Origin of the sequence: Methylobacterium sp. J-067, assembly GCF_022829465.1 — a bacterium.
Lineage (GTDB): Bacteria > Pseudomonadota > Alphaproteobacteria > Rhizobiales > Beijerinckiaceae > Methylobacterium > Methylobacterium litchii.
Genome location: NZ_JAKSXZ010000043.1, coordinates 1 through 18,798, shown reverse-complemented (window position 1 = coordinate 18,798; position 18,798 = coordinate 1). Strand labels below are relative to the sequence as shown.

The following is an 18,798-nucleotide window of genomic DNA, read 5'->3' as shown; positions in this document are numbered from 1 at the left end:
GGTTCGGAGGGACCAGGAGCGAGGCCGGCGACCGAATTCGGAGTCGATCCGAATCGTTTCCCACGCAAGCCATGCGTCCAGCCATGGGCGCCCCATGGGCTGTCATGGGAGCTATGCGTTTTCCCATGGGATCGCTCGTCAGCGCCCTTCTCGGTATTTTGCCCACAGGAAAACAGATGACCGCCGAGATCGGTCAGGGAGGCCACCTACAGGGGTTTTGGGTGCCAGAGGGTCTGCGGACTATCCCCGGACCGAACCCACCCGGTTCTCAGGGCCCGGATCGCCGTTCCGTGGGGCACGGCACCCGCGTTAACCGCCGACCTTCGCGGCGGTGGGTAAGGCCCCCCGGGGGGTGGCTTCCCCCTTGTCGCCAGCATGCCCGAGGCTGAGCATAGTCAGATTCGCGCCAGGGAGTGCTGCCCCTAGCGACGGATTTGGCCCCTCTCTCACCGACCTCCCGCGTGCTCCACGTATCACCCGCCCGCCTCGACCCTTTCGCGGAAATCCTCCTGCCCGAGGCCGAGGCCGCGCGCCTGGACGCCATCGAGCGGGAACGGCGCACCGCCGCCCACCGGGTCAACGGCGCCCAGCGCATCGCTCACGCGAACATCGTCCATCCGAACGGGGCCGACTCCGAGGGGATGGTCAGCTTGATGCGGGCTACGCAGATGCCCGACGGGACGTTCAGGTGGGAGACCCGCGTCGTCCCCGTCTCCTGCCTCGCCGACAGCGACGACTTGTTGTGGGCAACCCACCTCTCGATGCAGAGGCATCGCGGCGCCCGCGGGCGGTCCGCCGTCGCCCAGGTTCAGGCGCTCATCGCGGACATCGAGTGCCAGACCGCGATGTTCCGAGGCATGGATCACGAGGAGATGGCGGGCGTGATGCTGGCGCGCCTAGACGCCGCCGGTCTGCCGCGCCCGTCCTACATCCTCTGCAGCGGTCGCGGCCTGCACATCGTGTTCCTGCACGAGGCCCGCAAGGCGACGGACGGATTCATGCGCCGGTGGTATGCGGTGATGCGTGGATTCCACGGCCCGACGCACGGCAAGCCCATGCTGACCGTCCGCACGTCCATCGGCACCCGGATGGCGGACGCCGAGGTCATCGCCCACGAGACCAAGATGGCGGGCATCTGGCGGGGCACGGATCTCGACCGCAAGGTTTGCGACACGGCCCGCGTACTGCGCCTCGCCGGCACCTGGAACCCAAAGTCGAGGAGCACCGCCCGGCTGGTATGGCCGGCATCGTGGACCGACGTCGAGAGGCACCGATTCGAGGACCTGGCCGACGCGTTCCTGCCGTGGACGCGGGCGCAGCTACAGGCCCTGCGAGACGAGCGGCATGCCGAATGGTCCCTGCGTGAGGCCAACCGTCAGGCCCGCGGCGTGACCGGCGACGACGAGACCGAGACCCCAGCCCGGCGGCGTTGCAAGGGGTCGTACTGGCACGAGATTGCCGAGGCCCTCGACGCCGTGCGGGTTTGGTGGGGCGGCAGCCCCCCGGAGGGGATGAGGGACCTGTGGGGATTCCTGAGCGCCTGCGCCCTCGCGCAGCACGAAGGCGGGACCGCCGCGTCCTGGGCGGCCCGGCTGCACGGTCCCGCGGGCCTGCCCGAGGACGAGATGCGCGAGGCCCTAGGGGCGCTGGATGCCAGCTTGCGTCGCCACGAGGCGGGCGAGGTCTCGGTGAGGGACGGGGTCGAGCGCACCACGGTCTACTCGTACTCGAAGGGCCGCATGATCGACCTCCTGGGGCTGACCCCGGAGATGGTCGCCGAGATCCCGGGTGCAGAGGCCTTGTTGGAGGGAGGCGGGGTTCGGAAGGACGAGCGGCAGCGGTCCGCGGAACGCCGGCAGGTCGCGGGGGCCGAGGCCCGTCCCCTGACCGTTGAGGCCCGACTGGCGGATGGCTACGAGGCCCTGGCGATGCGGGACGCGGGGATGAGCCCGACCGAGATCGTCGCGGCGTTCGGGGGTCGCCGGGCGAGGACGTCCCTGTACCGTGCGATGCGCGAGGCCGAGGCGGCGGGTCCGAGGCCGGTCGTCGAAACGGTCTCGGAAGCCGTGGAGGAGGGGTCCGTCCCAGTGGTTCACGATTCGACCGATACTATAGTGGCGGAGCCGGAGCCGGAGGCGACCCCTCTCGCCGCCCCCCTTTCGACCGCCTCGTCTGACCCCGTCCCGGCCATCGCCATCGCCCCGGACAGGCCCCTCGCATCGACCGAACCACCGGCAGCCCCGTACAGCCCCTCTCCGGACCCGGCGGGCATCGACATCGGCCCTTGTGTCACACCCCTCCTGACGGCCCTCCCTGACCCTCGCAGGGGCCCTGTCGCAACCGTGAACGGGATCATCCGGAACGCCCTCACCGCGCCCATTGGCCAGGGAGCCTCCTACAGCCCCTCCGCATCCCGGGCAGGTGACCATAGCTCCCACCTCGCCGAACCCCCTTCACGGGTCTCCCCTGGGCACGGCCCCGGGGGTCCTGACGACCTCGAACTCCCGGCGTTCCTCGCCGACCTCACGGGTGTCCGGTGGACCTCGCAACTGCCTGTCGCGCCTTGAAGAATGGCCCTTGGATGGGTATGACCTTCCTGCGGTGAGACGCGGGATGCAGCACATCTCGGACCCCGTCACTCGGTTCTCACCGGGGGGCGGGGTCCACTCGTTTCAGGACCCTCGTGTCCCTTGCATCGCGCCCTGGCATCATGCCCGGCATGATCATCCCCGTCACCCCATCCCAGCAGTCCAAGGCCCGCCTCGTCGCCGCCACGAGGACGAAACGCTGGCGTGACCAGCGCAAGGCTGACGCCCTGACGGACGCCGCCATCGTGCAGGGCCTCGTGGAGGCCGTCTCCGGGTATGTCACCGCCGATGGCCGCATGAAGGCGCGGGTCGATGCCGTGGACCTCCACAGCGCCATCGTGGGCGCCATGGCCTGCCTAAAGATCTCCGGCGACCTGGAGACGCGCGAGGCCATGGACCGGGTCATCGCCCGCCTCACGCACGCCGCCAAGTCCAGGCCCTCAGGCGGCGAATCGGTCGCGCGTGATACGGTGCCCGGGTTGGTTGATCCCACCCACCTCGGGCACCTGCGCACAGCGTCGGACCCCACCTTCAGGAACCCCCGTCGTGGCCGGCTTCCAAGTCGACATCAAGGTCGCTGACGCGGTCGAGGCCGCCCGGGGACGGTTCACGTACCTGGCGTCGTCCGCCTTCCCCCAGACCGTGCAGTTCAGCCTCAACCGGGTCGTGCTGGATGGCGTCAACAAGTTCCGGAAGGCACTCCCCATCGCCCTCCGGCACCACAACGAATACACCCTCAAGGCGGTCGGCTACGAGCTCGACCGCCAACGCCTGGCGACCGTGGACAGGCTGGATGACATGAAGTCCGCCGCCTACATCCGGCGCGACTAGTCTGTGTGGCTGAAGTACGCGTTCGGCGAGGAACGCAGGCCCGGCGGCGACGTCGGCATCGAGGGCTTCTTCCCGAACCGCAACCAGGTGTACCTGCGAACGTGTCCGGCCTGGCGACGCAGGGTATCCGCCCGAACGCCTCCGGGTCGTTCAAGGCCTCGGACATGCGGATGCTCGGCAAGGCCTTGGGCGACGGCAACCAGCGCAACACGGAGTACGGCGGGCGCTGGAGGTGTTCGAGATCAAGGTCGGTGCCCGCGACCCGACGCGCCTGGGCGTCGGCGTCCACGCCCGTCCCCCGCGGGACCTGGCGATGCAGTCCCGGGAACGCCTGAAGCACAAGGTGCGGAACGGCAAGGCGCAGGTGCCTATGACGACGTTCGCCAGGCGGGACGGCACGCAGGTCACCGTGCCACGGTTGGTCAACGAGGACAGACCCCGGCTTCTGTTCCGGACGCAGCCGGACGCCACAGCGCCCGACGCTGACGCCCTCCTGGGAGTCCAGCCTGACCAAGTTGGCCGAGTCGAATGGCGATTTCCTGCTGACGAAGCTCGCCGACAAGATGCAGCGCAAGGCCGGGCTGCACTGACCCGAGGGCTGTCCGCGGTAACGGACAGCGTTCCGATGACGGCCACGCCCGTCAGCGGGTCGTGGTGACGCCCACGATGCGGACGGCGGACGCGTCGACGACGCCAAGTTGGGTGGTCTCGATGCCGGCCGGGTTGTCGGCCATGCCTGTGAACGCCACCGCGGCGTAGCCCTCTGCCGCCGCCTCGTCGAGGTAGCCCTGACAGGCGGCCCACTGCAGCACCGCGGCCGCCTCGTCCCACGACCCGGGCGCATCGATGCCGGCGTCGTCCGCGTACCGCGCGGCCTCGGCCATAATGTCGATTGTCTTCACCCGACCGTCGACCCGAACCTCGTAGACCCAGATGGGTGCGTTGCCCGGGTTGTGTTGGGGCAACCGTGACCTGTCGAGCCCGAACGCCCGGGCATCGCCGCGGTGGGAGGAGAACCAGAACCCGCGGTACGCGCCATGGTCCGGCTCGAAGGCGTCGAAGCTGCCCGCGTGCCGAGGTACCAGGCGCTGCCCTGATGGTCGGTCATCGTTGTGCCCTGTTGTGTCCGGGTTTCAGGCCGCCTGGTAGAGGAGGGCTCCGAGGCCCTGGCGGCGGACCTTGGTGGCTGCGACCACCGCGTAGACCGCATTGAGGGAGGAGGCGAACTCGGCCTTGGAGGAGGTGCCCTTCCTGGCGGCGGCGGCCCGGGCCTTCTCACAGGCCCCCTTGAAGAACTCGGATTTGGTCTTCGGAGTCTTCGAGGTGCGGGTGGTTTTGGTGGCGAACATCTTGGCCTCCCCGCTGTTGGACTGAATATGAACCCAGTTCATCCAGAGTACAATAGTGTTAATAACAAATACATCGCCTGATCTTAAGTATTCGCATCCGTGAGAGTCATCAGGCGCCTGACCATCGCCTCCTGACCCGCGCCGCGACCGTCGCACCAGCCGTCGAAGGTCTTGCGCGAGACCCGCAGCGCGGCCGCCGCGGTGTCCCGGCCGCCCCGCACCTTCGCCCACGCCTTCAAGCACTCGGCCAGAGGGCGCTCGTCCGCCTCCCAGTCCACCGGCCACGCACGCCGCAGCCCCGGCGAGTTCAGGGCGGAGTCGGCGTCGTAGCCCCTCGCCAACGGGTCCAGCCTCGGGTCGTCGCCGGCAATGCGGCCCTGCCCGAGGTCCCGGTCGTACCGGCTGAACCAGGTCGCCCTGTTCCCGGCCTCAATTACATCTCGGGGCGGCTTGAACACCGCCGCCATCGGCTGCCCCACGAGGTCCTCGCGATCGAGGAGAAGCCGGTAAGCGGCCATCGCCGCCTCCGGTGTCTTGAACGTCGCGTTCTCGACGATCTTCCCGTCCCCGTGGGCACGCACTCGAACTGTCCAGGTCATCCCATCCCCACCTTCACCGGTACAGGGCCGCACGGTGGGCCTCGATCCAATACTTGGCCGTCGTCGCGGTCTTCAGGGCGGTCAGCTTGGGCTGGTGGACCTGCACCGCCGCCCGGATCTTCATTGCGTACGAGATCTGCTTCATGGAGCCCGTGAGGGCAGGCAGGCCCTCGACCGCGGTCTGGCCCTCGCGTTCGAGGCGCTCGGCCTCCGCGGCGTTCGCGGCCTTCAGCGCCTCGGCCTCGGCCTTCCTGCGCTCCACCTCGGCACGCTCCGCCACGATGCGGGCCGCCTCGGCCGCCGCCCGCCGGGCCTGGAGCTCGTCGGCCACCTGGGCGCCGAGGGGGTAGAGACGGCGCAGTTCCGCGCGGTACTCGGCCAGGGTGAGTTCGACCACGTCGCCGTCAAAGGTCGAGACGTAGTAGTCGGACGTGCGCTGGGAGTTGTAGGCGACCCGCGCCAGTCCGTAGAGGCGGTCGGCCTCCAGGCGCCACTCAACCGAACCCGAGCGCCCCGAGCCGGACCGGTTGTCCTGCGACCACCGGAGGCGCTCCGTCGTCGCGAAACCGGTGACCTCGTTGACCGTGCCTGGCCCGTTCGCGCCACCGCCCGTCACCTGTCCCCTGAACACGATACCCTCGGCGTCCCGGATGACGACGCCCCGCCCAAACTCGATGCGGACGGGCTCGGCGGCGACCGGCTCGACCGTCGCGCCGTTAGCCTGCTGCTGCTGGGACATCTGCGGGACCATCCGGGCCTCGACCCAGGCTCGCTGGAGGGCGTCGCCCAGGGCCGTGCGGACCGCGGCGCAAGCAGCCGTGGCGGCCTCGCGGGCTATCTGCCAAGCCCTGCGCAGGAGGGCGGAGCGGTCGATCTTCTGGCCGGTGGTGGTGGTCATCGTCATTCTCCATCTTCGGTCCCGGATCGTCCCGGGCGACAACCTCAATGTACTGCAGATTGCGGTAGACCCAAGGGGGTCACCCTGGATTGTGGCAGCCCATCGCGCACGTCCCCGTGAGGCCGGTCATGGGCATGCCCGTGGCCATGCCCATGCCCTGACCACCGACTGTGCGACCCTGCTCCCCGCGCAGTGAGCGCCCGCGGGTGCGGGCCATGTTGGTGGCCTTCCAGGTCTCGTCGAAGAACACGAGACGGCTCGGATCAAGGTCGGGCTGGCCCTCAAACCACGCCTCGCGGGCGGCCTTCACATCCGGGGGATCTTGCTCGGTCGCGTGGGCTGTCTTTTTGTACGTCAGGTCGCGTGCGTCGAGGAAAGTCCACTGGGTCCCCAGCCCGACCGTGAGCGCGTGTTCCTCCCGCAGGCGGACCCGCATCTCCCCCAGGGTGATGTCGTCCCGCGCGGCAATCAGGCCGCGCAGAAACGCCTCGTGCGGATCGAGCTTGGAGCGGCATGCGCGCTCTTGGGGCCGGGCCGCCACTATGCCGGTCGTGGCCAGTGCCGTCATCCAGCGGACCGCTGTCGCAGCCTCCACCCCGAAGCGCTTGGCCGCTTGCCGGCGTGAAGTCACGCCTGCCACGTCCACTATCCACTCAAGCAGATCCTGGCTGTAGGGTCGGCCCATGCCATGCTCCTTATCTGGAGCGCTCGATGAAACAGCCCAACAGCCCTGCGTGAGCCCCAGCCATCCGATACAGCACCAACCGAAAACGTCCTAGTGCACTGACTCAGACGGATGGTTCAGGCGACCGGCTGACGGCTGCGAGGATGTCGGTAGCCGGCTTGGTCCAGACGAAGGGTCTGGCGCGCCGGTTGTGCTCAACGATGTAGCGTTTGATCGCCGCCTGCAGGTCGACGACGCCGGTGAAGGAGCCTCGCCGCAAACGACGACGGGTCAGCGCCGAGAAGAAGCCCTCGACCGCGTTGAGCCACGAGGCCGAGGTCGGGGTGAAGTGGAACGTCCAGCGCGGATGCCGGGCGAGCCTGGCGCGCACCTTCGGATGCTTGTGGGTGGCGACGTTGTCGAGGATCGCGTGGATCGCCTTGCCGGGCGGGACGGTGGCCTCGACGGCGTTGAGGAAGCGGATGAACTCGCCGTTCCGGTGGCGCTGCATGCAGCGGCCGAGCACGGTGCCGGCCAGGACGTCGAGGGCGGCAAACAGCGTCGTGGTGCCGTGACGGGTATAGTCGTGGGTTTGGGCGGCGGGATGGCCGGGTCCGAGAGGCTGGTGGGGGCGGGTGCGCTCCAGGGCCTGGATCTGGCTCTCCTCATCCTGAGCTTGTCGAAGGATCGTCGATAGACAGCACCACCGCGTGGGCGGGTGGGGCCATGTAGAGGCCGACCACATCCTCGACCTTGGCGGCGAAGGCGGGGTCGCGCGAGCGCTTGAACGTGCGCAGCCGATGCGGCTGGAGGCGGTGAGCATCCCAGATCCGCTGCACGGCCCGCAACAAGATCCCGACCGCGCGGGCCACGGCCCGGCCGGTCCAGTGCGTGACCTCGCCCGGTGGTTCCGAGCAGGTCAGCGCCAGCACCTCGGCCACTGTCTCGGTCGAATGGGGCGGCGTGCCGGGCGGACGCGTCTTGTCGCGCAGCAGACCTTCGACACCCGCCTCGGCGTAGCGCCGCTGCCAGCGCCACACGGCCGGGCGGCTGACGCCCGCCCGCCGAGCGACGTCCTGGACACTCAGGCGCTCGGCTGAGAACAGGACGATGCGGGCGCGCTGGATGTGCTTGAGCGGACGGGAGCGGTCGCTGGCGATCTAACCAGCCGTGCCGCGTCAGTCGCATTGAGGAGTACGCATACCGTCTGAGCCATCGCCCAGACTCGCACGTCTCACCGTATGCGTGAATCCTCCGTCCGCGTCACTGCACTAGTTGGTAGTGACACCGCGATTGTGCATCATTATCGTTATATTAAGCATAGATTTAACAGCAATTTGACGATCTGACGATTTGAGGTAATATAAAACCGCTGCAAGGCCATCTCTCGAGATCGGTCCACCGTGTGTAAGCGCGGATTATCCACTGCTCGCCCTCAAGGCGATCATTAAGGCAGCACCGTGCTTGCGCGCGGAATAAAAGGGCCCAGCTCGTGCAAACGAGCTGGGCCCTTTTGCATTTATGTTCTGAAGAAAAAGGACGAAATCGCAACAAGAGCAATGCGCCCAACTTACTCGTGGAAATACTCATTCCGGGCACGCGAATATGGCGCAAGCACCACTATCTTCGTTAAATCGTGAGCGAGGCAAAAGACAAACACGAAGGGATAGACCAGACCGCTCATAACGGTCCGTCCAAACCATCGATCCCCTGGACGGGACTCGGCTTTTTTCCGGCAGGGCACGAGAAACGGCCCGAAAAAGGTCGGTTCTGGCGGGTGTTTGCGACGCTTGGCGCAGGCTCGACCAAACCGAGCGACGATGCCGTGCCGCCGCTGCCCTGGTCCCTGCATCGCCGGTTGAGCCTTGCCGTCGCCGACGCGTTCACTCCCGTAACCCACTGGATCGGGAGCCCCGATGTCGAGCCTGACCGAGCGCAAGGCACGCCTGATCGTCCACGGCGATCGGCCCTACAACGCCGAACCGCCCCTCGACCGGTTGCGGGCCTCCTTCCGGACGCCGGCGGAGGACTTCTATGTCCGCTCGCACGGCGACCTGCCGGACCTCGACGAGGCAACCTGGCGCCTCAGCGTCGATGGCGGAACCGGCCCCGCGCTTGAGTTGTCGCTGTCCGAACTGCGGACCCGCTTTCCGGAAGCCACGGTCACGGCCACGATGCAGTGCGCCGGCAATCGCCGCGCCGACATGCGGGCGGTCGCCCCGGTCTCGGGGGACCCGTGGGACGCGGGAGCCATCGGCACCGCCGATTGGACCGGGGTGCGGCTTGGCGACGTCCTGCGCGCGGCGGGAGTCGCGGAAGACGAAGGTCTCCATGTCGCCTTCGAGAGCCACGACACGATGGACGGGCATCCCTACGGCGCCTCTATCCCGCTCGCGAAGGCGATGGCGCCCGAGACCCTGCTGGCCTACGCCATGAACGGCGAAGCCTTGCTTCCGGAGCATGGGTTTCCCGTCCGCGCGGTGGTGCCGGGCTTCGCCGGCGTGCGCAGCCCCAAATGGCTCCGGCGACTGACCGTCCAGGACCACCCCTCGGACAACCCGATCCAGGCCGGCGATTACAAGCTGTACCCAGCCGACGTGACCGCCGAGACCGCCGATCCGGCCAAGGGCCACACCATCGATACGATGCCGTTGAACGCGGCGATCTGCGAGCCCGGGTCCGGGGCCGTCCTCATGTCGGGGAGCAACAGGGTCCGCGGCTACGCGGTGAGCGGCGACCGGGCCGTCGTGCGCGTCGACGTCTCCGGGAACGGCGGGCGGTCCTGGGTGCAGGCCGAGCTCGAACACGAGGCCGACGCTCCGTTCGCCTGGACGTTCTGGAGCACCAGCCTCGACCTGCCTGCGGGCGAGCATGAGCTCTCTGTGCGCGCCTGGGACGAAGCTGGCCAGACGCAGCCGGCCCTGCCGGACGACACCTGGAACCACAAGGGCTACCTATGCGCCTGCTGGCATCGGGTGCGGGTGAACGTCACCTAGTGGTCGAAATTTGACGCCTGGTACCCGCCGTGAGGGTCTGCTTCCGACCCAACCTTGCCGTTGCGGACGGCCCGTCCGATGCCCGGAAACGGATGTTCAACCATCGATCATATGAACGTCCTCGGAGCGTACCTTCCTTCAACGACGGTGATGGATGTGTGCGCGCCGTATTTAGACAGTCGGCTGTCAAACATGGCATATGTCGAGGATGCGGGATGCGTCTCCCATCGATCAGTCTCGGGTCCGCGACCTTGTCGTTGCGGTCTTTCGTGCCAACGGCGCGGTTATCGCCAACGGAGATCGTCTGGTTGCCGACCTCGGTCTGACGGCATCTCTCTGGCAGGTGCTCGACGCCCTCGAACGGGCTGAGGGAAAATCTACGGTCGCCGCGATTGCCCGCATGATGGGTCTGACGCGGCAGTCCGTACAGCGCTCGGTGGACCGCCTTACGGAGTCGGGCCTCGCCGCCGGTACACACAACCCTGCGCACAAACGCGCCCCGCTCGTGGCCCTGACCGATCAGGGGAAGACGGCGCTTGCCGCCATCCACACGCGCGAACTCACGTCCATCAAACACACGCTCGCCCGCCTGACCCCCGCCCAGGTGGTGCAGGCCACCGAAGCGCTGACCGCCTTCGCCTGCGAACTCGACCGCCAAGTTAAAGCCGGAGGGACCCCATGAGCTACGTGCGCTACGCCCCCGAGGCCGAGACGCCGTTGGCCGATGAGACCGAACTGATGGCGGACCTCGAAACACTGATGGTCGACCTGGCCAAGCGCGTTCAAGCCAAGCACGGGCATGCCTTCAACGGCACGCACGCCAAGCTCACGGGGCTTATGACCGGGTCGTTCGCCGTGCTGCCCGACCTCGCTCCGGAACTCGCCCAGGGACTGTTCGCGGCCCCGCACGTCTACGATGCCGTGGTGCGCTACGCGCCTGGAGCGCCCGAACCGATCACCGACAAGGCTTCGGGTCAGCGCGGCCTCTCGATCAAGGTCTTGGGTGTCACGGGCGAGCGGCTGCCGGACGACGACGAGCAGGCGACGCAGGATTGGGTGCTTGGCCTGGATCCGGCCTTCACCGCCCCGGACGCGCGGGCCTTCGCGCGAACGTTCCGGCTGACCGGCGCGCAGTCTCCCCGCCTCCCGGAAGCGGCCATACTCGCGCTCTCGCGTGCGGCACGCGGGATCGAGGCGGCACTGGAAACCGTGGGTACGGAAGCCCCGAACCTGAAGTTCTTCGGCCGCCCCCCGGCTCATCCCTTCACCGAGGCATTCTACACGCAAGCCCCCGTGCGCTACGGCGACCATATCGCGAAGCTCGGAGTGTTCCCCGCCGCCGAGACGTTGGTCGCACTGGCTGACGAACCCCTCGGAACCGGCGACGATGCCTTCCGCGAGGCGGCGACTACGTTTCTGACGCGGCAGGAGGTGGTCTACGATGTCAAGGTGCAGTTGTGCACCGACCTCGCGTCCATGCCGGTGGAAGACGCCTCGGCGGTCTGGTCAGAGGAGGCAAGCCCTTATCGCCCGGTGGCACGCCTGACCCTGCCGCCACAGCGACCATGGACACCGGCGCGGGCGGCCTACGACGACCACTTGGCCTACCATCCCGGTCATGCCCTAGCGGCTCACCGTCCACTTGGTTCGATCATGCGGGCGCGTGTTCGAGCCTACCGAGCCACGCAGCGCTATCGGTTCGAGGTGAACGGCGTCTCAGCGGCGGAGCCCAGGACGAACGCGGACGTGCCCTCCTAGCGGCGGCGCGTCGTGGCGCGCGAACGCCTCACCCAGGACGAGGTCCGCTTCCCAGCAGTGCTGCCTTGAAGCGAACCGGCTGTGTTCCACCCAAGGCGGCGTTCCGATTCCGAGCCTTAACGCACCGCGTTGATAGGTACCGAGCTTCAGATTGTGACCGCAAGGGACGGGCGACTTGGCACACCGGCTATCTCTGCCCTTGTGGACGGCGTCCCCGCCAGCGGTAGACCAAGCACCGCGTCACGGTCCGACGTCATGCGTGTCGGTCATCCCGACCCCGTCGTGCGTGGCGTCCGCAACGTCCGACCATGGTGGGCGTTTCCCGTGCGTCGAGGCGCCGGGCGCGCCTTTTCAGCCCCGAGCCCCAAGGAACACGATGTCCCAAGAGTCCAGCATCCAGGCGACCGAGAAGTTCGGCGAACTCGTCAACGGCGGTCGGTTCGATGCCTTCCCCGAGGTCGTAGCCCCGGATTGCCAAGACCACGATCCGGCGCCGGGCCAGCACATGGGTCCCGAGGGGTACAAGGCCTTCTTCACACAGCTCCGCACCGCCTTTCCCGACATGCAGGTCGAGGTGAAGAAGCTCGTCGCCGACGGGGACAGCGTCGCCTTCGCCTACACGCTCACCGGCACGCACCAGGGCGACTTCAACGGCCACAAGCCGACCGGGAAGGCCATCAAGGTCCGCGGCATGCAGATCGGCCGCTTCGTCGACGGCAAGATGGTCGAGCGGTGGGGCTCGTCCGACGAGCTCGGCATCCTCAGGCAAATCGGCGCCATCGAGGGCTGACGGAGGCTTCCGCGAGGGCGTCCCGGCCACGGGACGTCGTCAAGGCTTGGCCCGGGGCGGCCCATGGACCGCCCCGGAGGCTCAAGAACCGATAGCTACCCGATCCCTTACGCGCTCCTGGCCTGGTCGGGATGGCGGCCCTCCGCGAACTCCTCGACGATCTTGGCGCAGAACGCCGGCAGGTCCTTGGGCGTGCGGCTGGTGACGAGACCCTTGTCGCAGACGACCTCCTCGTCGACCCAGGTGCCCCCGGCGTTCTCGATGTCCCGCCGGACCGTGGGGTAGGAGGTCAGCGTCCGGCCCTTCACGACGTCGGCCTCGATCAGGGTCCACGGCCCGTGGCAGATGACCCCGACCGGCTTGCCCGCGGCGAAGAAGTCCCGGACGAACGCCACGACGTCCTTGCTCGCCCGGAGCTTGTCGGCGCCGACGCAGCCGCCGGGGATGACGAGCCCGTCGTAGTCCGCGGCCGACGCCCCATCGATGGTCCTGTCCACCTTGTACCGGCCGGCGGGATCGAGGTCGTTGTTGACCGTCTCGGCCTCGCCGGCCTCCAGGCCGATGACAGTCACGGTCGCGCCGGCCTGCTTCACCGCCTCGTGCGGCTCGGCGAACTCAGGCTCCTCGGTGCCGCGCGGTGCGATCAGGATCGCGATTTTCTTGCCCTGCAAGCTCATGTCATCGTCCTTTTGGATGTCGTCGTTCAACGGAGGCGCCGTTCGCGCCGTTCCTCACGTCGGGATGCGGTCGATGCCGGCGGTGTCCTCGGCCGCCACGCCGTTCTCGCGGTGGCGGAAGTCGCTCAGCGCCTGGTAGACCTGGAGGCGCGCCCGCATCACCGAACCGAGCGGGCGGTGCGCGGCGAGGCTGTGCGCCGGGCGGAAGGTCATCACCTCGTCGAAGTAGCGCACCCGCTCGGGCGAGTAGGCGTCCTGGCGCGGCAGGCGGAGCGTCGCCACCGTGCGGTACGGGCTGACCGAGACCGGCCAGTCGACCGAGGCATCCTCGATGGGCTGCCGCTCGGCATCGGCCCAGAGCTGGGCCTTCAGCTCGAACACCACCTCGTTGTCCCTGAGGAAGGCGACCGTGGCGTGCCGGAAGCCGTCCTCGTCCTGGTTCGGGTCGAGCCGCCACTCCGACAGCGCGCGCTGCGCTTCGCCCGTCGGCACGGCCCCGAGCTTGGCCACGTAATCGCCGAAGCGGACCGGCGCCTGGCTGAAGTAGCTGTCGGCCAGCGGGTGGCTGTAGGGGTGCCCGAAGAAGTCGGCGAAGGCGCTCTCGGTACCGAAGGCATGGAGCGCCTTGTTGAGGTTGCGCATGGTCGACGACACCGCGCTTTTCACGCCCTCCGGCAGGCCGGTCGACTTACCGATGACCGTGCCATCGCGCAGGAAGCCCGCCGCCGTGCCGGACGGGAAGGTCGTCCCGGTGGCGAGCACGAAATCCTGGGTGTCGACGGAATGGCCGGGGAGCTTCTCCCCGGGGACGTCGAAAACCTTGATCGACATGCCGCGGTGGGTCGACACCCGGTCGCCCAGGGTCTCGCCCGGCCCTTGGGCGAAGCGGACCGCGACGGGATGCGTTCCGGGCGTGGCGAACAGCCCCTGCGCCAGTTCGGGCGGCAGACCGGCGGAAATTGCCAACTCGCCCGTCACGCAGGCCGAGCTTTTGGCATGGCTGGCACGCACGGCATGGTGCTCGCGCTTCTCCACCGTCTCGGATTGCTGCGTCATGCCGGCGATGATGCCGTCAATCGTCTCCTGCTCGTCCGCAGCAGGCTTCTCGATGTCGGGGGCGTATCGAAGGTAGGTCATGATCTTCCTCACGGTGACCGGGGAACTGAGGCGGACCGCGGCAGGAGAGAACGCAGCGGACTTGGGATTCGGCGTATCGAGTCGGGAACGGGATGCCGTTCCGAATATCGAGGGGGCCGCGGGCTCGGGTGTGCGACAAGCCAGTTCAAGGCGCGTCCTTCCCAACCGTTTCGAGGATCACGCGCGCCGTCTCGGCAGGTTGATCCAAATGCGGGAAGTGGCCGCAGCGCTCGAACCAGTGCAGACGGGCAGACGGGAATGCCGACTGGGCGCGTGCGGCTTGGCGCGGCAGCAGCAGGTGGTCCTGGCGACCCCAGCCAATGGTGACGAGGCCGGGGGTCGTTGTCGAACCCTGCTGCAACGGCCCGCGTGCCAGCTCACGCAGCATCGCATCGAACACCGGTGTGGCCGCCAGGCTCCGCAGCTCCCCTACGACGAGCTGCGGTGGCAGCGCCCAGGGGCGGGCGGACAGTTGGGCGAGCAGCAGCGTACGGGTGGCGGCGTGGCGCGACAGGAGGGGGTGGAAGGGCCGCAGCAACCGCACCAGGCGTATCGATGCCGCGAGCGTCCAGTGGAGCCAGCGCGTTTCCCACCCACGCCAGAAGCCGCCGGGATCAAGCGCCACGCAGTGCCGACCGATGCCCCGCCGCGCCAGCTCCAGCACCAGCCGGCCTCCCACCGAACTGCCGACGAGGTCCGCCGTCGTCAAGCCTTGCGCCTGCACGAAGCCGGCGAGGGCGTCCGCATGGGCTTCCATGGTCTGCCGACCTACGAGCGGGGCCGACCTGCCATGTCCCGGCAGGTCAACCAAGATCAGTTCGCGCGAGTCGCGCAATGCCGGCAGGAGTGGGTCCCAGGTGCGGAGATTGGACCCGAGCCCATGGACCATAAGCAGCGGCCGGCCCGTGCCGACGCGTTCGAAATGTAGGGACATGACGGCATTGTCCTTCAATATTTGCGCTGCAGTCCGAACAGTGGTCCGCCGCGGATTTCGTCGGGCCGGGCGTCTCGGTCAGGTCCGCCTGCCGCTCCTATCGGACGCTCCCAGGCGGCGTCGCCGGTCCGATAGCCAGCGGCGCGGCGCGGGTCCGACCACACTCCGCGGTATCGGGAGCGGATGTGCCTTCGATGCTCGCAGTGACGTGGACGTCACGTCCGCGCCAACTCAGATGCCGGCGTACCAGGCGTAGCCCTGGTCCTCCCAGTAGCCACCCTTGCCGTCGCCGATGTGGGCGAAGCTCTCGACCACCTCGATGCGCATCACGTACTTCGCCTGCTTGTAGCCGAGGTTGCGCTCGACCCGCAGGCGCAAGGGAGCGCCGTTCGAAACGGGAAGCACCTGCCCGTTCATGTCGTAGGCGAGGATGGTCTGCGGGTGGAACGCGTCGACCAGGTCGATGCTCTCGTAGAACCGAACCGGCGTTCCGCCGCTGGCCGCATCGTCCTCCGTCGCCTGTTGGCCACCGGAGTCGTTCCTGCTCTCGCCGCCGCCCGACTGCTTCGTCATGCTCGGGTTGGCGTTGCCGGCGGGGACTTCGTCGGCCCCCTCGTCGTCTCCCCCGCCTTCGAGCGGACTGCCCTGGTCCATGGTGTCGGCGCAGTGGAACACCACGTAGCGCGCCTGCGGCTTGAGCTTGGCGCGATGGAGCAGTTCGGAGAGGGGCACCCCGGTCCACTTGCCGATGGCGCTCCACCCCTCGACGCAATCGTGCCGGGTGATCTGGGTGCGGGCGGGAAGCTTGCGGAGGTCCGCCAGGGAAAGCTTGAAGGGCGCCTCGACGAGGCCGCCGACCTCAAGGTGGTACTTGGCGAACCTGCCCTTCGCCAGGGCCTTGTAGTCCCTGTCCGGCGGGTCCTCGGTCCCGTTGGGCTTGAACCACGGCGAGATGTCGGCCTCTGCGTATTCCGGGGCCAGCGTCGCCTCGCCCAGGAGCAGGCGCTGGACGAACATGTTTGCGTCCTCGCCGGTCTTGAGGGTGCGGCGGAACCAATCCGCGTTGCCGAGGCGGTCGCAGCCGCCGAGCATGGCCGCCGCGGCCGCGGCGGATGCTCCTGTCAGGAGGGCGCGTCGGCTGGGAAGGCGGCTCATGCCCGGGTCTCCCCGGTGGCGGGTGCCGGCTCGACCTTGCGCTCGATCACGAACCAGCCGGTGAGCATGCCGCGCATGTTGTTCCGGAATCCCGAGAGCAGGACCAGGGCGACGTGCACGACCACGAACAGGACGAGCAGGGCCGCCACGACGAAGTGGACCGTGCGGGCCGACTGGCGTCCGTCGAACAGCGTCAGCAGGAAGGGGAAGGCCGCGTCCATCGCCGGCGACATCGCGAGCCCGGCCAGCACCTGCACCGGCAGCAGCACGAACAGGACGACCGCGTAGGTCAGCTTCTGGATGACGTTGTACCGCTTGGCCTCGTCGCCTTGCGGGAAGCGCAGCGTCAGGTGCTCCCGGATGGACACGCCGAAATGCCGGATCTGGTCGCGGGACGGGATCACGCGGAACCGAAGCTGCCCGCTGGCCAGGCCGTAGAGGAGGTAGGCGAGGCCGTTCAGGACGAAGGCCCACGCGAAGAAGAAGTGCCAGGAACGGCCGCCGGTGAGGTCCTGGTCGCTCGGCAAGGTCGCCCAGGCCGGAAAGCCGCGGTCGGCCGCCTCGCCGTCGGAGCCCACCGAGGAGCCCAGGACACCGGTGGTGTCGAAAGCTCGCCCCAGGACCGTTGTGACGCCTTTGGGCGGGTCGTCCTCGGTCGAGGACATCGCCAGCAGCGGCGCATCGAAGGTCGAGACCTTGCCCCAGTACAGCGCCGGGTGGGCGTTAAAGATCTGCAGGCCGCTCATCAGCAGGACCAGCAGGCAGACCGCGTTCACCCAGTGGGTGACACGGATGACGAGGGGGTGGCGAAACATCCAGCGGCGACGCTCGACCTCGCCGGTCTCGGGGGCTGATCGGGTGAGGTAGGTTCGAGCCAAACGGTCTTTCCCGCACTCAGGACGGCCAGGGCGGAGGCCCCGGGATCGGGGCCTCCGGAAGCGCACGGCGCCTCGAAATCACATGCCGCGATTCATCATCATCCGCTTCTTCATCATGCGGCGCTTCATCATCTGCTTCCGCATCATGCGCTTCTTCATCATCATCCGCTCGCTGCGGTCCATGCGGACCTGGGTGACCGCGGAGGAGCCGGCCTGGAGACCGTTCGGGCCCATCGGCGCGGCGGAGGCGGCGCCGGCCCCGAGCGCGAGGCTGCCGAGGACCGAAGCGGCGAGTGCAAGGGTGGTGATCTTCATTCGACGTCTCCTGTACGGGGAAGGAATCCCCTTTCGCACAGTGAGAGAAGAGAAGGCGCGACCACCAAGTTCCTGATTTATTGAATAAAAATAGTGGCCCGAGAGCGTTTGGGCGCAACAAATCGGACGTCGAGGCAGGGCCTCGCGCCGCGCCCAGGTCGGGCGTACGCCGACCTGTACGGAGGCATGGAGGGGAAAGTTTCAAACCGGACCGGGAACGCTGACGTCCACCTCCAAGCCGACGCGATCAGTTCCCGATCACGTGAGGTCAGTAAGAGTGGTCGATCAGGGAGATGACCGGAACGGGTCCCGGCTTAATCGGTTGTGCGCAAGTGAGTTCTGGAGATCGTGCATGCCGGCAGCGCCCGTTCGCTATTCCCCCGACGTCGAGAAGATCGCCGCCGACGAAGGCAAGACCATTGAGGGTCTGAACGAGACCTTCGACAAGATCCTGACCACGGTGGCCGACAACTCCGGGCACGCGGTGCGCTCGGTGCACGCCAAGGCGCACGGCATTCTGGAGGGCACCTTCACGGTCGAGGCCGACCTGCCGCCCGAGCTCGCCCAGGGCCTGTTCGCGACGCCTAGCGAGCATCGGGTCTACATGCGCATGTCCACGAACGCCGGCGACATCCTGCCCGACGCGATCTCGCTGCCCCGGGGCCTGGCCATCAAGGTCCTGGACGTGGAGGGCGAGCGCCTTCCCGACGCCGAGGGCACGACCCAGAACTTCATCATGGTCAACGGCAAGGTGTTCCAGGCCCCGAATGCCGAGAAGTTCCTGGGTAGCCTCAAGCTGCTCGCGGGCACCACCGACAAGGTCGAGGGTCTGAAGGTCGCCGCCTCCACCGTCCTGCGCGGGGTCAACAAGGTGCTCCACGCGGTGGGCATCGAAAGCCCGACGATTGGCGGACTGGGCGGCGCGCCCAACGTCGATCCGCTGGGCGAGACCTACTACAGCGTGACCCCGTTCCGGTACGGCGACGATATCGCAAAATTCTCGGCCGCTCCCGTCGCGCCGACCCTGACGGCGCTCACCGGTGCGGAGATCGACACCTCCGTGCGTCCGAACGCCATCCGCTATAAGGTGCAGTACGAGATGGTGGGTATCTCCGGCGAATGGGAGTTCCAGGGCTCGCTATGCCGCGACCCGGAACCATATCGATGTGAGGACCCCACGGTGGTGTGGCAGGACAACGCTGCCCCGCGCGCGCGCTGCTCGACCATTG

The 18,798-nt window shown here is 67.9% G+C and carries 18 protein-coding genes and 2 pseudogenes; 8 read left to right on the top strand and 12 right to left on the bottom strand.

All coding sequences use genetic code 11. From position 1 onward, the window contains the following. Positions 1 to 461 precede the first annotated feature (461 nt). From MKK52_RS03250 to MKK52_RS03240, 3 genes are all read left to right on the top strand, one after another. Complete coding sequence (locus tag MKK52_RS03250) at positions 462 to 2,567, top strand: hypothetical protein (protein ID WP_243952310.1); 2,106 nt, start codon at positions 462 to 464, stop codon at positions 2,565 to 2,567. Positions 2,568 to 2,719: 152 nt separating this feature from the next. Next, the gene (locus MKK52_RS03245) at positions 2,720 to 3,169 is read left to right on the top strand and encodes a hypothetical protein (RefSeq protein ID WP_243952309.1); all 450 of its coding nucleotides are present in this window, start codon (positions 2,720 to 2,722) and stop codon (positions 3,167 to 3,169) included. Next, positions 3,135 to 3,419 (top strand): hypothetical protein, encoded by a 285-nt coding sequence (locus MKK52_RS03240; protein ID WP_243952308.1) that lies wholly within the window; start codon positions 3,135 to 3,137, stop codon positions 3,417 to 3,419. Before MKK52_RS03245 ends, MKK52_RS03240 begins: the two co-directional genes overlap by 35 nt. Before the next feature lie 641 nt (positions 3,420 to 4,060). Here the strand turns inward: MKK52_RS03240 and MKK52_RS03235 are convergent. The 6 genes and pseudogenes from MKK52_RS03235 to MKK52_RS03210 form a co-directional block, all read right to left on the bottom strand. Further along, on the bottom strand, positions 4,061 to 4,321 hold the full coding sequence (locus MKK52_RS03235; protein WP_243952307.1) for a hypothetical protein: 261 nt from the start codon (positions 4,319 to 4,321) through the stop codon (positions 4,061 to 4,063). 231 nt (positions 4,322 to 4,552) lie between these two features. After that, on the bottom strand, positions 4,553 to 4,768 hold the full coding sequence (locus MKK52_RS03230; protein ID WP_243952306.1) for a hypothetical protein: 216 nt from the start codon (positions 4,766 to 4,768) through the stop codon (positions 4,553 to 4,555). Positions 4,769 to 4,851: 83 nt separating this feature from the next. Next, a complete protein-coding gene (locus MKK52_RS03225) occupies positions 4,852 to 5,349 on the bottom strand; it encodes a hypothetical protein (protein ID WP_243952305.1) in 498 nt (165 codons plus the stop codon). A 31-nt stretch (positions 5,350 to 5,380) separates the two neighbouring features. After that, the gene (locus tag MKK52_RS03220; RefSeq protein ID WP_243952304.1) at positions 5,381 to 6,265 is read right to left on the bottom strand and encodes a hypothetical protein; all 885 of its coding nucleotides are present in this window, start codon (positions 6,263 to 6,265) and stop codon (positions 5,381 to 5,383) included. Between the two features lie 183 nt (positions 6,266 to 6,448). Continuing rightward, positions 6,449 to 6,950, bottom strand: a pseudogene (locus MKK52_RS03215) (IS630 family transposase); the annotation flags it as partial. 103 nt (positions 6,951 to 7,053) lie between these two features. After that, positions 7,054 to 8,145, bottom strand: a pseudogene (locus MKK52_RS03210) (IS630 family transposase). 700 nt (positions 8,146 to 8,845) lie between these two features. Between MKK52_RS03210 and MKK52_RS03205 the strand changes: the two are divergent. From MKK52_RS03205 to MKK52_RS03190, 4 genes are all read left to right on the top strand, one after another. Next, positions 8,846 to 9,925 carry a molybdopterin-dependent oxidoreductase gene (locus tag MKK52_RS03205; RefSeq protein WP_243952303.1) on the top strand — a complete coding sequence of 360 codons (1,080 nt, stop codon included), beginning with the start codon at positions 8,846 to 8,848 and terminating at the stop codon, positions 9,923 to 9,925. A gap of 208 nt (positions 9,926 to 10,133) precedes the next feature. Next, positions 10,134 to 10,607, top strand: a complete 474-nt coding sequence (locus tag MKK52_RS03200; RefSeq protein WP_243952302.1) for a MarR family winged helix-turn-helix transcriptional regulator — start codon at positions 10,134 to 10,136, stop codon at positions 10,605 to 10,607. After that, the gene (locus MKK52_RS03195) at positions 10,604 to 11,683 is read left to right on the top strand and encodes a catalase family protein (RefSeq protein ID WP_243952301.1); all 1,080 of its coding nucleotides are present in this window, start codon (positions 10,604 to 10,606) and stop codon (positions 11,681 to 11,683) included. The genes MKK52_RS03200 and MKK52_RS03195 overlap by 4 nt, the downstream gene beginning before the upstream one ends. Before the next feature lie 376 nt (positions 11,684 to 12,059). Continuing rightward, positions 12,060 to 12,473, top strand: coding sequence for an ester cyclase (locus MKK52_RS03190; RefSeq protein ID WP_243952300.1), 414 nt, complete (start codon positions 12,060 to 12,062; stop codon positions 12,471 to 12,473). A 107-nt stretch (positions 12,474 to 12,580) separates the two neighbouring features. Here the strand turns inward: MKK52_RS03190 and MKK52_RS03185 are convergent, their stop codons facing one another. The 6 genes from MKK52_RS03185 to MKK52_RS03160 all read right to left on the bottom strand — a co-directional run bounded on the left by MKK52_RS03185 (position 12,581) and on the right by MKK52_RS03160 (position 17,569). Beyond that, positions 12,581 to 13,150, bottom strand: a complete 570-nt coding sequence (locus tag MKK52_RS03185; protein WP_243952299.1) for a type 1 glutamine amidotransferase domain-containing protein — start codon at positions 13,148 to 13,150, stop codon at positions 12,581 to 12,583. Between the two features lie 54 nt (positions 13,151 to 13,204). Further along, positions 13,205 to 14,287 (bottom strand): catalase family protein, encoded by a 1,083-nt coding sequence (locus tag MKK52_RS03180; protein ID WP_243952298.1) that lies wholly within the window; start codon positions 14,285 to 14,287, stop codon positions 13,205 to 13,207. A 145-nt stretch (positions 14,288 to 14,432) separates the two neighbouring features. Continuing rightward, positions 14,433 to 15,221 (bottom strand): alpha/beta fold hydrolase, encoded by a 789-nt coding sequence (locus MKK52_RS03175; protein WP_243952297.1) that lies wholly within the window; start codon positions 15,219 to 15,221, stop codon positions 14,433 to 14,435. Positions 15,222 to 15,452: 231 nt separating this feature from the next. Further along, positions 15,453 to 16,376 (bottom strand): molybdopterin-dependent oxidoreductase, encoded by a 924-nt coding sequence (locus tag MKK52_RS03170; RefSeq protein WP_243952296.1) that lies wholly within the window; start codon positions 16,374 to 16,376, stop codon positions 15,453 to 15,455. Further along, a complete protein-coding gene (locus tag MKK52_RS03165) occupies positions 16,373 to 17,254 on the bottom strand; it encodes a cytochrome b/b6 domain-containing protein (RefSeq protein WP_409564613.1) in 882 nt (293 codons plus the stop codon). The genes MKK52_RS03170 and MKK52_RS03165 overlap by 4 nt, the downstream gene beginning before the upstream one ends. 78 nt (positions 17,255 to 17,332) lie before the next feature. Next, positions 17,333 to 17,569: a hypothetical protein gene (locus tag MKK52_RS03160; RefSeq protein ID WP_243926718.1), complete on the bottom strand. Its 237-nt coding sequence runs from the start codon at positions 17,567 to 17,569 to the stop codon at positions 17,333 to 17,335. 352 nt (positions 17,570 to 17,921) lie between these two features. Between MKK52_RS03160 and MKK52_RS03155 the strand changes: the two genes are divergently transcribed. Next, a partial coding sequence (locus MKK52_RS03155) for a catalase family protein (RefSeq protein WP_243952295.1) occupies positions 17,922 to 18,798 on the top strand: 877 nt, incomplete at its 3' end.

What these genes read in the sequence shown, in the direction of transcription:
- MKK52_RS03175 (WP_243952297.1), bottom strand. Translation starts at nt 15,221, where the DNA reads ATGTCCCTACATTTCGAACGCGTCGGCACGGGCCGGCCGCTGCTTATG.
- MKK52_RS03180 (WP_243952298.1), bottom strand. Translation starts at nt 14,287, where the DNA reads ATGACCTACCTTCGATACGCCCCCGACATCGAGAAGCCTGCTGCGGAC.
- MKK52_RS03160 (WP_243926718.1), bottom strand. Translation starts at nt 17,569, where the DNA reads ATGAAGATCACCACCCTTGCACTCGCCGCTTCGGTCCTCGGCAGCCTC.
- MKK52_RS03205 (WP_243952303.1), top strand. Translation starts at nt 8,846, where the DNA reads ATGTCGAGCCTGACCGAGCGCAAGGCACGCCTGATCGTCCACGGCGAT.
- MKK52_RS03245 (WP_243952309.1), top strand. Translation starts at nt 2,720, where the DNA reads ATGATCATCCCCGTCACCCCATCCCAGCAGTCCAAGGCCCGCCTCGTC.
- MKK52_RS03170 (WP_243952296.1), bottom strand. Translation starts at nt 16,376, where the DNA reads ATGAGCCGCCTTCCCAGCCGACGCGCCCTCCTGACAGGAGCATCCGCC.
- MKK52_RS03185 (WP_243952299.1), bottom strand. Translation starts at nt 13,150, where the DNA reads ATGAGCTTGCAGGGCAAGAAAATCGCGATCCTGATCGCACCGCGCGGC.
- MKK52_RS03200 (WP_243952302.1), top strand. Translation starts at nt 10,134, where the DNA reads ATGCGGGATGCGTCTCCCATCGATCAGTCTCGGGTCCGCGACCTTGTC.
- MKK52_RS03195 (WP_243952301.1), top strand. Translation starts at nt 10,604, where the DNA reads ATGAGCTACGTGCGCTACGCCCCCGAGGCCGAGACGCCGTTGGCCGAT.
- MKK52_RS03190 (WP_243952300.1), top strand. Translation starts at nt 12,060, where the DNA reads ATGTCCCAAGAGTCCAGCATCCAGGCGACCGAGAAGTTCGGCGAACTC.
- MKK52_RS03230 (WP_243952306.1), bottom strand. Translation starts at nt 4,768, where the DNA reads ATGTTCGCCACCAAAACCACCCGCACCTCGAAGACTCCGAAGACCAAA.
- MKK52_RS03220 (WP_243952304.1), bottom strand. Translation starts at nt 6,265, where the DNA reads ATGACCACCACCACCGGCCAGAAGATCGACCGCTCCGCCCTCCTGCGC.